A 10842-nucleotide genomic window follows, 5' to 3' on the forward strand; every position below is an offset into this window, starting at 1 on the left:
AAAAGCATTGCGCTGCGAGGGACCAGCCTTCGCAGCGCGGGGGGATCAACGACGGCGCGCGTCGAGGCTGAAGCGACCGGCACCGAAGGCCACGACCTGCAGCAGGCCACCGGCCATCGCGATGTTCTTGAAGAAGTGGATGAACTGGTTCTGATCGCCCAGTGCGTTATGGAAAGCCAGTGCGGTGAACACGCTGAACACTGCCAGGACGCCGGCAACAGTGCGGGTGCGATAACCGGCGATCAATGCCAGGCCACCGCCGATCTCGACAACGATCGCCAGCGCCAATGCCAATTGTGGAAGCGGAAGCCCGACCGAGCTGATGTAGCCGACCATCATGGCGGGAGCTGCCAGTTTGGAAATACCGGAAAGGATGAAGATTGCGCTGAGCAGTACGCGGCCGATCAACGAGGCCGAGGCTCGTGTCACGTCGGAACGGCTCTGTTCAGAGGTGGTTGTTTGAGCGATGTTTGCCGAAGTCGTCATGGGGTATTTCCTTCAATTGGGTGCGATTCGACAAGAACCGCCCGGGTGAGGAAATATTGCTCTTCATCAGCTAATCTGAATAGCCGACTAATTTAGATCATTAGATTCGATAAATTAGAAAAGCTGTCCCATGTAACCGGTAATGGAGTTCAATCGTGCAATTTGCCAAGCGACGTCTGATTCAAGGAAATAGACATGATCTCTGACCCGGGCACACCGACACTGGACCAACTGCGCGTGTTCCTGATGGTCGTGGAAGTCGGCAGTTTTGCGGCGGCCGCCAGAAAACTGCACCGCGCCACTTCGGTCATCAGCTACTCGATCGCCAACCTTGAAATGCAGCTCGGTGTGTCGCTATTCGACCGCCAGACAACCCGCAAACCCCAGCTCACCGATGCCGGTCGCACCGTGTTGGCCGAAGCCAGGACCATTGCCAACGGTATCCATGGACTACGCGCCAAGGTCAAAGGCTTGCTTCAGGGGCTAGAGGCCGAAGTCCACGTGGTGCTCGATGTCATGCTGCCCCCCGCGCGCGTGGTGGATGCGCTCAAATCCTTTCGCGAAGAGTTCCCTACGGTTGCCCTGCACTTGCATATGGAAGCGCTCGGCGCCGTCACCGATCTGGTGATCAACGGTGGCGCGATCATCGGCGTCAGTGGCCCGATGAACGAGGGCATCGACGGTATCGAAAGAATTGGCGTCGGCAGCGTCGAGTTGATTCCGGTGGCGGCGCCGAATCATCCACTGGCATCAAGCGATGTGAATGTTCCCGGCGCCGGGCGAGAGTTCACGCAACTGGTGCTGTCCGACCGCTCGCGGCTGACCAAGGACAAGGATTTCGGCGTACTCAGTAACCGCACCTGGCGCCTGGCGGACCTGGGCGCCAAGTACATGCTGCTGCGTGAAGGCATTGGCTGGGGGAACATGCCCCGTCCGATGGTCGAGGAAGACCTGCAGGCCGGTCGGCTGGTACGTCTGAACCTGCCGGAATACCAGAGCGGGATTTATGCCTTTGACGTCATTTACCGCACCGATCTGCCACCGGGACCGGCCGCGAGATGGCTGATCGAGCGATTCGTTCAACAAAGCTCGGCGCAGGAGGCATCCGCTTGAGGGTCACTTGTCGATTCACGACTCGTCGGCAACCACTCTCACTCTGTGGCAATCGGACGGCCCGAGCTTTTGACCGCTCGAGGAGCGAACTTCTATCGGCATCAGGGACTGGCCGAACGCATTGTCCAACAACACAGAACGGGGCTCTTCCCGCGTGAACAGGAAACGTTCGCCCCACTGCCTCATGCTGACCACCACCGGAAAGATCTCCCGTCCTTTCTCCGTCAGGACGTACTCCTTGTAGGCACTGCCATCCGACGCCGGTTGAACGTCGAATACACCGACCTCAACCAGCGCTTTCAGGCGCGATGCCAGGATGTTTTTGGCCACCCCCAGGCTTTTCTGGAATTCGCTGAATCGGCGAATGCCGTCAAACGCGTCGCGAATGATCATGAGCGACCATCGATCGCCAATGGCCTCCAGTGTTCGTGCTACCGGGCATTCGCTGCTGTGCGATGAAGCGTCTTCGACCATCGTATTTACCTTTTGGATAAGGACTGCCAAGCCTGTCGTCGAATCCTGAGCAATGTGGTTGCAATTTGAAACCTGATTCGACAACAATTGAATCAAGTTTTAAATTGAAACCAGTTTAGCGCCACGGAGGCTCATGTGACAGCAGATGCCGACTCAACCACCCAGCCTTTCGTCACGCAGGCTTCGGGGCTTTCACCATCACTCACGTGTTTATTTTCGGTCACCTGCGCACTGGCAGTCGCCAACGTTTATTTCGCGCAACCCTTACTCGATTCAATGGCTCAGAGCCTGGGCGTGGACTCATCGATGATCGGGTTTGTGGTGACGGCTACCCAGGTCGGTTACGCGCTGGGGTTGCTGTTCATCGTCCCGCTGGGTGACTTGTTGAACCGTAAAGGGCTGATTCTGACTCAAGTGCTGCTGTCCGCGATTGCGCTGGCGGGGGTCGGCGCAGCACAGCAATGGTTGACCCTGTTGGGGGCCATGATCGTTGTGGGTTTGCTGGCCGTGATGGTGCAAGTGCTGGTGGCCTATGCCGCCGTGCTGGCAACACCGTCGCAGCGTGGCCAGGCCGTGGGAACCGTCACCAGCGGCATTGTCCTGGGCATACTGCTGGCGCGATTCACCTCCGGGCTGATCGCCGATCTGGCGGGCTGGCGCGCCGTGTATTTCGTTTCCTCGGGACTGATGCTGATCCTCGCCGCAGTGTTCTGGAAAGTCTTGCCTCCCGCAGTGACGCCACGCAATCGATACACCTACCCGGTACTCATCCGCTCGCTCTTCACGCTGTTCATGACCGAACCGGTCTTGCGCATCAGGGGCCTGCTGGCCTTGCTGGTCTTTGCCGCTTTTTCCGTGCTGTGGACATCCATGGTGCTGCCGTTGAGCGCCCCGCCGCTGTCGCTGTCACACACGGTCATCGGCCTGTTTGGCCTGGCCGGCGTCGCTGGCGCTCTGGCTGCCAGAAGATCCGGTCGCTGGGCCGATCAAGGTATGGGGCAAAGAGTTACGGGCATTTCGCTGGCGATCCTGACGCTGTCCTGGTTGCCCATCGCGTTTGCGCAGACGTCACTGATCGCCCTGGTTTGCGGGGTGGTCCTGCTCGACTTCGCCGTGCAAGCCGTACACGTCACCAACCAGAGCCTCGTCTTTGCGGCACGACCCGACGCGCAAAGTCGCATGGTCGGTGCGTACATGTGCTTTTACTCGGTGGGCAGTGCACTGGGCGCTGCCGCTGCGACGCAGGTTTATGCGCTATGGGGCTGGGTAGCCGTCAGCCTGCTGGGCGCCTCGATCAGCGCGACTGCCCTGGTGCTGTGGTTTTTTACGTTGCGATTCTCAACGATCCATCATGGAAGATCCGTATGAAAACCCGACACCTCGCAGTTGTTCTCATCGTCTCGGGTCCTGGCGTCAGTTTGTATGGAATGCGCGCCCTCAATGCGGTGCTCAAGCGTTTTCAGCGATGCCCATCGTGACAATTGCACGATCTGGAGACCTTCCGGGCACGGCTCGAGCGTGGGGTCTTTTCCGTGCCCAAGCTTTCGCCATTAGCTCACACGATTTGGATGGTGGTCAGCTATGAGGCGGTTGCAGCCCTTCTCATCAGGCAGAAATCGGCCAGGAGCGGTCAGTCGCTCAAAACACTTGAAAACCACTGATTGCTAAAGTAATCAGGATCCGAAAAGAGCTCACTCGGTCGAAGGGACGGATGCTTTGCTGCCCAAGCGGATCAGTTCATTGGAGAAACACAGGCCGACGATGATCAGTGCCGCCCCCGCGTACAGGCTTTCGCGCGGTACTTCATGGAGCGCCACAAACGCCAGCAGCGCGGCGAACAGCGGCTCGGTCAGTTCCAGCGCCTGCACTTGGGATGGCTTGAGATACTCGATGGCCTTGGTGGTGCAGAAGAAGCCGAGGATGGTCGGCAGCGTGGCCAGCGCCAGCAGTGCGGCGATCGCCAGCGGCGACAGCTCGCCCATCGCGAAACCATCGGCCGCAGCCGGCATCAGCAGGTACAGGCTGCCAAAGAACAACAATTGTCGGGTGAAGTGCAGCCCCCCCGACACACCCATACGCTTCATGGCAACCGAAAAGGCCCCATAGCCGCAGCCGGCCATGGAGGCGAGCGCAGCACCTTGCAGGGTAAAGCCCTGCTGCAGGTCGCCGCCGAAGATCACCGCGATCCCGGCGATAGCCAGTGCGGCGCCCACGGTCGCGTTCGCGGTGATGGCATCCTTGAGGAAAATGCGCCCCAGAATGATCGAGGAAATCGAGGCACTGGCCATCAGCACCACCACCACACCGGCCGCAGCGTAGTGTCGATAGGCGGACGTTTCGAAATGGAACAGCACAAAGATGCCAAGGAATGCGCAGATAGCCGCCTGAGTCCATTTGGTCGACGTCGCCGGGCGCTTGAGGAAAAACAGTAAGATCGAGAGAAGTACGCAACCCAGTACGGTCTTGATGACAGCGACACTGCTAGCGGTGAAACCATTACTCATGAGTACTTTGCTGAGTACACCGATCGTTGCGTTCAGTGCCGCAGCGGAGAGTGCAAACATGACGCCTTTGCTGAAAGTAGATTGCATTGATGACGATCCCTGTCGCTGATTTGTCGTTCGATAGAATGCCGCCCTACATCGACGGCGCAAAGTTTGAGGATACGAACGTTGCAGTGTGCTGCAAAGACTGGCGTATATCCGGTTTGGCTATTCCATGCCTGTTGGCAAATTGCTCGACCGCTGCTGTATCAAAACGAGTGGTCTGGATAAAGTCCAAGGCTTCGGGTTTTGTATTCAAAAAGCGCGCGACGGGAGGAATACTCAGTAGCAACTTCAGCAATCGCAGCGAAATGTAACGCTTGGGAGACTTTAAGCCAGCGGGTTTTGCCACCTGTACCAGGAGTTCTCGCAAGTTGGGAGTTTGGTCATCAAGCGCCAGCAGTTCCTGACCCACCATGGCAGGATCAAAAGCACAAACCGCCACCAGCTCAACCAGGTAATCCACGGTAACCAGCGGTAGCCAGTGCTCGGCGGTACCGGGCACTGCAGTCAGCTTTCCCTGTACAAGGTTGCGTATCAGCTCCACCAGCGGCTGACCGTCAAGGATATGCCCCGTTCGGCTGTGGCCACAAACCGTCGCGGGGTGGACAACGGTAATCTCCCCGCCCTTGGCGGACATGACCTCCAGGGTCGCAAAATGCGCCTCCAGCTTGCTCCCCTCGTAACCACCGACATGCCGGTAGACGGCAGGCCAATTCGTCAGCTCCGGATAACGAGGATCAATCCCGATGCGTTGCAGATGTTCATGATTTTTCAGCATGTAGCCGCCGATCATCACTAACCGGCTTTTTTGCTCAGCCGCCAACAGCGCCACGCGCTTTGCCCCTTCTACATTCACCGCACGAGAATGCTCCACTGAAAGCCCCCAAGCGAAGTGGGCGCCCAGGTGGAATATCACTCTGGCGTGCCTTAGCACTTCTCGGTCAGCAAGACTCAGCCCGAGGTTGTCCCGTTCCAGATCGCCAGCTACGGCAAATACCCGGGTTGCGCACCCTCCCAAATTGTCGACTTGCTCGCGCAGTGCAGCCAGTCGCTCTGGGCGACGCATCAACACCCGAATGGTGTGACCTTTTGCACTCAGGTACGCCACCAAATGTTGACCGATGAAGCCGGTACCCCCCGTGACAAAGCACTCCACGCTCATTTCCCTGCTCCTTGTTTAAGGTGAAAAATCAAGCGTAAACTATCGACCCAACTCTATAGTCAAGCGGTGTTTTCATGAAAATCGGCGAACTCGAGGCCCGCAGCGGCGCCAGCCGCCATACGCTGCGTTACTACGAGCAAATCGGCCTGATCTCACCGCTGCGGCAAACTAACAACTATCGCGTTTACACAGCGCAAACCCTGCAGGATCTGGACTTTATCCAGCGCGCGCAAAGCATGGGGTTTTCTCTGGGGGAAATAGGCGAGATTCTGGATGCGCAGCGGAACAAGCTGATCGATTGTGCTGACGGCGCTAAGCTGATTGAAAAGAAGATGGCAGAAATCAAACAGAAAATCGCCAACTTCCAAAGCATTTATCGGTATCTGGATGAAGAGCGTGCAAACCTCGAAGCCAGTGCAGCCAGGCAACTTGAGCTTCAGCGGCTGAACAACTCTTCCAACTGAACTGTCAGCATCCGGGAAACGGAAACTGCAGCCTGCTTCCAGTTTCAAGCCCATCGCTTACGCATTTTCTAAAACCTTCTGGCCAGGCCCTGGACAGTAAGCGTCCGCCCAAAAGACCTTGCGTGGTTAAACGGGCGCCCATCTATGCGGCAGCAACTCGATAATCTCACTCGGCCGCTGCATCACCATGGCTCGTGATGACACGTGCTCGCCATGGGCTGCAGGCGGCGATGATGTTCATGGCAAGTCCTCTACGTGCGAGAGTACAAGGATGGCTAGCCAGAGCAATGGTCGCTAACCGGCCAAATGCGGTCATTCCAGTTCTGTTTGCGCGAAACCTTGGAATTGGCCAACACGCCCTCATAACAAAGGCTATACCCAACGCCTCCGAGAGGAACGACAGACCATGACCAGACAAACCGAAACTGCCATTCTCGCCGGAGGTTGCTTCTGGGGCATGCAGGATCTGCTGCGGCGCTATCCCGGTGTGCTGCACACGCGGGTCGGGTACACCGGCGGCGATGTGCCGCATGCCACCTACCGCAACCATGGCAACCACGCCGAAGCCATCGAGATCGTCTTCGACCCTGCCGTGATCAGCTACCGGCAGATCCTTGAGTTCTTCTTCCAGATACACGACCCCAGCACGCCCAATCGTCAGGGTAATGACCTGGGTCCCAGCTACCGTTCGGCGATCTACTACCTCAGCGAACAGCAACGCGACATCGCCGAGGACACCGCTGCCGATGTCGATGCTTCACACCTGTGGCCAGGCCGGGTTGTCACCGAAATCGAGCCGGCGGGACCTTTTTGGGAAGCGGAGCCGGAGCACCAGGATTACCTCGAGCGTATACCGAATGGCTACACATGCCACTTCATCCGCCCGAACTGGAAGCTCCCCAAGCGCGCCTGAGAGTCGTGTTTGTGAAGCGCAGAGGTGACCACTTCTGGTCGGTTTCAGCCGGTCGTCGAAGGCAGAAATCGGTCATGGCGGACGTTTAGAGTGGTGAAAATCAATCCGTCCCCTTTCTCCCCGGAAAAACCCGGGCGCAGAGGAAGTCGACGAATACCCGCACCTTGGGAGAAGGATGTTTACTGGCAGGCCAGAGCAAATGAAACTCGCCATTGCGCTCTGTGTGCTCTGGCAAAACGCTCCACAGCTGCCCCTCGGCGAGCGCCTGCCTGACTGAGAACTCCGGCAGATAGGCGATGCCCAGTCCCCGCAAGGCAAAGCATAAACGGGTTTCGATGGTGTTGCAGATCATCGAAATGGGCAAGGCTAACTCGGGCTCCTCAGCAGTACGACGCAAGGCCCAGGTTTCCAGCTTGCCGCTATGGGGGAAACGGTAGTGCAGGCAGCTGTGCAGCAGCAGATCGGTTGGTACTTTTGGCGTACCACGCGCTGCCAGGTAGTCCGGCGAGGCGACCAGCAACGAACGGAATGAACCGAGCTTACGCGCTGATAAACGCGAATCCGTAGGCGCGCCGGTTCTGACCACGACGTCGAAACCTTCCTCGATCACATCGACCAGGCGGTCGCTGAAGTCCAGGTCCAATTCAATGGCCGGGTACCCACGCATAAAGTCGCCGAGCACCGGATGTACCAGCGAACTGACCAAGGGCAGGCTGACTGCGCGGGTTTCCCGTGGTACAGGGGGTGAAATCCGATGCAATCTGAATGTGCTGATGTGGTAGCAGGCAGCGGCGAACCTCGCTAACAGCACATCCCAAAGCTTTTGTTCGGAAGTGGACCGGCATGACAGACAGCTATCGGCCCAGGAGCGGCCAGTGATCGATACTTCAATCAGCCTTCACGCTCGTAGTGCTCACTTGCCAACCCCGTACTGCATCGCTATTGTCAGCGCCATGAATCAATTACGAATTGCCTTGACCACGACTACCACGACCGCCGGAGGCGGGTCGTGAGAGGTGTCGTGAGCTGATAGCGCACGAATTTCAAAGGCCCGCCAGTGATGGACAGGGCCTTTTCTTTTGCCCTTGTGTCGCTGGCCAAAACGCAGGGAAAAGCACTATGTATGCACTGTTGATTCTCGATATGCAGGTTGGATTGTTTCATGGCCCGGATAAGCCATGGGCTGGCGAAGCGTTGCTAGACACGTTGAATAATCTGTTGAGTAAAGCCCGAAGTGCAGGCGCACCCATTTTTCTCGCCCGCCACATTGGTCCACCTGGTTCACCAATCGAGCCTGGAAGCCCGTTGACACAACTGGTGCAGGAACTGGCGCTACACGGCGACGAAGTGATTTTCGAGAAAAGTCGTCCCAACGCCTTCACCAAGACAGCCCTGGCCGATCAGCTACGGGCGTGTGGAGCTCAGGGTGTGGTCATTGCCGGAATGAAGACCCAATACTGTGTCGACAGCACCTGCCGCGCCGCACGCGACCATGGATTCGATGCAGTGCTGATCGCCGATGGCCATACCTGCACGGACACCCCTGCGCTGAAGGCCGAAGAGATTATCGCTCATCACAATGCGACCCTCGCGGGACCATTCTGCCGTGTCGTACGCGATGAGGACTGGTGTTTCTAGCCGCCATAGACAGATCGGCACGAGTCAAGCCGATCTGTCCGCTTTGAGTCGCTTTCAGCCGGTCGTGACGGGCAGAAGTCGGCCAGGAGCGGTCGTTGGTGATGGGGGCTATGAGCTCGGCTGTCGGTGCCGGGCATAGAGTATTGAACCGCCCACTCCCGACGTTCCTCTAGTTTGCAGTTCAAACGTATCCGGATACCCCTTGATCAACTCACTGAGCTTTTTATAACCATGGGTGCGAGGGTCGAACTCAGGCCTCAATTTGCTGATGTTGGTGCCCAGTGCACCCAAGTGAGCCCAGCCGTCCTCGTCGGCAATGTCATCCAAGATCTTTGCGATGAAACTTACTGGTGCCTTGGGTAGCTTTTTTACCTCGGGCGTACTGGCGACTTTGACGACCTCGATTTCGGCGGGTGGCTCGGGTTCGGGTCGATCATGTCCATTGCTTGCAACAACAAGCACCTCACCGCGCAGCAATTCGGTATAGATGAACTTGTCGCAGGCCGACACGAACGGTCTCGGGGTTTTTTCTTCACCAAACCCGTAGACCGTCAAACCTTCTTCTCGTAACCGCGAAGCGAGGCGGGTGAAGTCACTGTCGCTCGAAACCAGGCAGAAACCGTCGAAGCGTCGGGTGTACAGCAGGTCCATTGCGTCGATGATCAAGGCACTGTCTGTTGCGTTCTTACCTTTGGTGTACGCGAACTGCTGGATAGGCTGAATCGAATGGTCGAGTAGCACCTTTTTCCATCCACCCAACTGAGGGCCAGTCCAGTCGCCATAGATCCGCTTGACGTTGGCGACACCGTACTTGGCGATTTCTTCGAATAAACCTTCGACAATTGCTGCAGGGGCATTGTCGGCATCGATTAACACTGCCAAGTGTTTTTGCGTGGGGGTGGGTGCGTGGATGGCCATGGGTCGCCCTTGAGTTGAGGACTTCAACATACCGTTAAATCATGGACGAACAAAGGGATCACCGCTTCGCGCTGGAGAGCGTGTTTTGCCAACGGCTCCGGGTTTGCGGTGATGTGCAAAGCGGAACCGATCAGCCCATTCAATCGACCGATAGCAGCCGATGGTCAGAGGCTGCTTAGGGTCGTTCTCTGCCGGTCATGGCCACGCAGCGTGATGGTCAAATCCGATGCAAATGATTGGTCAGGTCGAATGCAAATGGGTGGGCAAGTCCGTGTAATTACCTACAACTAGGCTGGGTTCGCTGATGGGTTACGCTGCCGTTGGTCGGCGCCTTGCGCGTCAGTGCGATAGAAAACTGTAGGAATAAACTCTCGTGCCGATCTCAGTGAAGCGAGGCCTGCGCGCGCCTGACCTTGAACCTGAGCGAACGAGCACATTGATGAGTGATAAATCTTTGGAAGAAAAAACGGCAGTGATGGTCGACCCACATGAAACGGCGGCCAGTATTGGACAGATCACTGCAGGGCGCGATGCCCTGCAACAGCGCCTGGATGAGGCTGATCGCGCGGCTCAGGAGCTTCAGAAGCAACTGGACTTGGCAAAGACGCTGATGACCCGTCTGCTGGCGGCTAGTTTTGCGTCGACCGGCAAGCCTTCCGCGCCCCTGACAAATTGGGGGCTAAATGAGATCGACGTTGTCGAACGGGAGATGGCCTGCTATTTAAATCCTACCAATGAGGCGAGTGCCGCTTGATAGGTCGCGCATTGAATGCCTACAGGCTGCGTAGATACTGGCTCCAAGCAGAATGCCGCTGTTGGGTTAACACAGCGGTTACCCATCGCGGCGTACCCAACCTGACTGGGCCTGCATGATCGCAGGCCCTTGGCGTTTCGGGTTGGGGTTACTCATGGGTTATCCCCTCACCAGTGACCGCCGCACCCGTATCAATGGATGCAAGATTCAGTTCGGTTGATTCCGGTCCGCTTGAACGAAGGGTTAGACCTCATGCTGCAACCTTACTTTGGTGGGACGGCCTGTCTATATTGGGTCGGATAGTGACGGTCTAGCATCGACCGTCACTATGGCTGGTGGTCGCTATCCGACCCATAGCTGAAGGTCACGACAGA

12 protein-coding genes are annotated in these 10842 nt (G+C 57.3%); 6 read left to right on the forward strand and 6 right to left on the reverse strand.

Annotated features, from left to right (window positions below; all coding sequences use genetic code 11):
* Window positions 1-45: 45 nt before the first annotated feature.
* The gene (locus tag ACM6IK_RS17920; RefSeq protein ID WP_414875405.1) at window positions 46-486 is read right to left on the reverse strand and encodes a DoxX family protein; all 441 of its coding nucleotides are present in this window, start codon (window positions 484-486) and stop codon (window positions 46-48) included.
* A 195-nt stretch (window positions 487-681) separates the two neighbouring features.
* Between ACM6IK_RS17920 and ACM6IK_RS17925 the strand changes: the two genes are divergently transcribed.
* Complete coding sequence (locus tag ACM6IK_RS17925) at window positions 682-1599, forward strand: LysR family transcriptional regulator (RefSeq protein WP_414875406.1); 918 nt, start codon at window positions 682-684, stop codon at window positions 1597-1599.
* A 15-nt stretch (window positions 1600-1614) separates the two neighbouring features.
* Here the strand turns inward: ACM6IK_RS17925 and ACM6IK_RS17930 are convergent, their stop codons facing one another.
* On the reverse strand, window positions 1615-2073 hold the full coding sequence (locus ACM6IK_RS17930) for a winged helix-turn-helix transcriptional regulator (protein ID WP_414875407.1): 459 nt from the start codon (window positions 2071-2073) through the stop codon (window positions 1615-1617).
* A 135-nt stretch (window positions 2074-2208) separates the two neighbouring features.
* Here ACM6IK_RS17930 and ACM6IK_RS17935 point away from each other — a divergent pair, with 135 nt between their 5' ends.
* A complete protein-coding gene (locus ACM6IK_RS17935) occupies window positions 2209-3441 on the forward strand; it encodes an MFS transporter (protein WP_414875408.1) in 1233 nt (410 codons plus the stop codon).
* Window positions 3442-3764: 323 nt separating this feature from the next.
* On the opposite strand, the gene ACM6IK_RS17940 is transcribed toward ACM6IK_RS17935, so the two are convergent.
* Both ACM6IK_RS17940 and ACM6IK_RS17945 read right to left on the reverse strand, forming a co-directional pair.
* Window positions 3765-4664 carry a DMT family transporter gene (locus tag ACM6IK_RS17940; RefSeq protein ID WP_414875409.1) on the reverse strand — a complete coding sequence of 300 codons (900 nt, stop codon included), beginning with the start codon at window positions 4662-4664 and terminating at the stop codon, window positions 3765-3767.
* A 46-nt stretch (window positions 4665-4710) separates the two neighbouring features.
* Window positions 4711-5781, reverse strand: a complete 1071-nt coding sequence (locus tag ACM6IK_RS17945; RefSeq protein ID WP_414875410.1) for an SDR family oxidoreductase — start codon at window positions 5779-5781, stop codon at window positions 4711-4713.
* Between the two features lie 74 nt (window positions 5782-5855).
* Between ACM6IK_RS17945 and ACM6IK_RS17950 the strand changes: the two genes are divergently transcribed.
* Window positions 5856-6245, forward strand: coding sequence for a MerR family transcriptional regulator (locus ACM6IK_RS17950; RefSeq protein ID WP_414875411.1), 390 nt, complete (start codon window positions 5856-5858; stop codon window positions 6243-6245).
* A 406-nt stretch (window positions 6246-6651) separates the two neighbouring features.
* A complete protein-coding gene (msrA, locus tag ACM6IK_RS17955) occupies window positions 6652-7158 on the forward strand; it encodes a peptide-methionine (S)-S-oxide reductase MsrA (RefSeq protein WP_414875412.1) in 507 nt (168 codons plus the stop codon).
* A 100-nt stretch (window positions 7159-7258) separates the two neighbouring features.
* On the opposite strand, the gene ACM6IK_RS17960 is transcribed toward msrA, so the two are convergent.
* Window positions 7259-7864, reverse strand: coding sequence for a LysR substrate-binding domain-containing protein (locus tag ACM6IK_RS17960; RefSeq protein WP_414875413.1), 606 nt, complete (start codon window positions 7862-7864; stop codon window positions 7259-7261).
* 413 nt (window positions 7865-8277) lie between these two features.
* Here ACM6IK_RS17960 and ACM6IK_RS17965 point away from each other — a divergent pair, with 413 nt between their 5' ends.
* Window positions 8278-8796 (forward strand): cysteine hydrolase family protein, encoded by a 519-nt coding sequence (locus tag ACM6IK_RS17965; protein WP_414875414.1) that lies wholly within the window; start codon window positions 8278-8280, stop codon window positions 8794-8796.
* Between the two features lie 108 nt (window positions 8797-8904).
* Here ACM6IK_RS17965 and ACM6IK_RS17970 read toward each other — a convergent pair whose 3' ends face one another.
* The gene (locus ACM6IK_RS17970; protein ID WP_159259626.1) at window positions 8905-9714 is read right to left on the reverse strand and encodes an NYN domain-containing protein; all 810 of its coding nucleotides are present in this window, start codon (window positions 9712-9714) and stop codon (window positions 8905-8907) included.
* Between the two features lie 439 nt (window positions 9715-10153).
* Between ACM6IK_RS17970 and ACM6IK_RS17975 the strand changes: the two genes are divergently transcribed.
* A complete protein-coding gene (locus ACM6IK_RS17975; protein ID WP_414875415.1) occupies window positions 10154-10468 on the forward strand; it encodes a hypothetical protein in 315 nt (104 codons plus the stop codon).
* The last annotated feature ends 374 nt before the right edge of the window (window positions 10469-10842 follow it).

The organism is Pseudomonas sp. IT-196MI5 (genome assembly GCF_949767415.1).
GTDB lineage: Bacteria > Pseudomonadota > Gammaproteobacteria > Pseudomonadales > Pseudomonadaceae > Aquipseudomonas.

What these genes read in the sequence shown, in the direction of transcription:
- ACM6IK_RS17920 (WP_414875405.1), bottom strand. Translation starts at nt 486, where the DNA reads ATGACGACTTCGGCAAACATCGCTCAAACAACCACCTCTGAACAGAGC.
- ACM6IK_RS17925 (WP_414875406.1), top strand. Translation starts at nt 682, where the DNA reads ATGATCTCTGACCCGGGCACACCGACACTGGACCAACTGCGCGTGTTC.
- ACM6IK_RS17930 (WP_414875407.1), bottom strand. Translation starts at nt 2,073, where the DNA reads ATGGTCGAAGACGCTTCATCGCACAGCAGCGAATGCCCGGTAGCACGA.
- ACM6IK_RS17940 (WP_414875409.1), bottom strand. Translation starts at nt 4,664, where the DNA reads ATGCAATCTACTTTCAGCAAAGGCGTCATGTTTGCACTCTCCGCTGCG.
- ACM6IK_RS17945 (WP_414875410.1), bottom strand. Translation starts at nt 5,781, where the DNA reads ATGAGCGTGGAGTGCTTTGTCACGGGGGGTACCGGCTTCATCGGTCAA.
- ACM6IK_RS17950 (WP_414875411.1), top strand. Translation starts at nt 5,856, where the DNA reads ATGAAAATCGGCGAACTCGAGGCCCGCAGCGGCGCCAGCCGCCATACG.
- msrA (WP_414875412.1), top strand. Translation starts at nt 6,652, where the DNA reads ATGACCAGACAAACCGAAACTGCCATTCTCGCCGGAGGTTGCTTCTGG.
- ACM6IK_RS17965 (WP_414875414.1), top strand. Translation starts at nt 8,278, where the DNA reads ATGTATGCACTGTTGATTCTCGATATGCAGGTTGGATTGTTTCATGGC.
- ACM6IK_RS17970 (WP_159259626.1), bottom strand. Translation starts at nt 9,714, where the DNA reads ATGGCCATCCACGCACCCACCCCCACGCAAAAACACTTGGCAGTGTTA.
- ACM6IK_RS17975 (WP_414875415.1), top strand. Translation starts at nt 10,154, where the DNA reads ATGAGTGATAAATCTTTGGAAGAAAAAACGGCAGTGATGGTCGACCCA.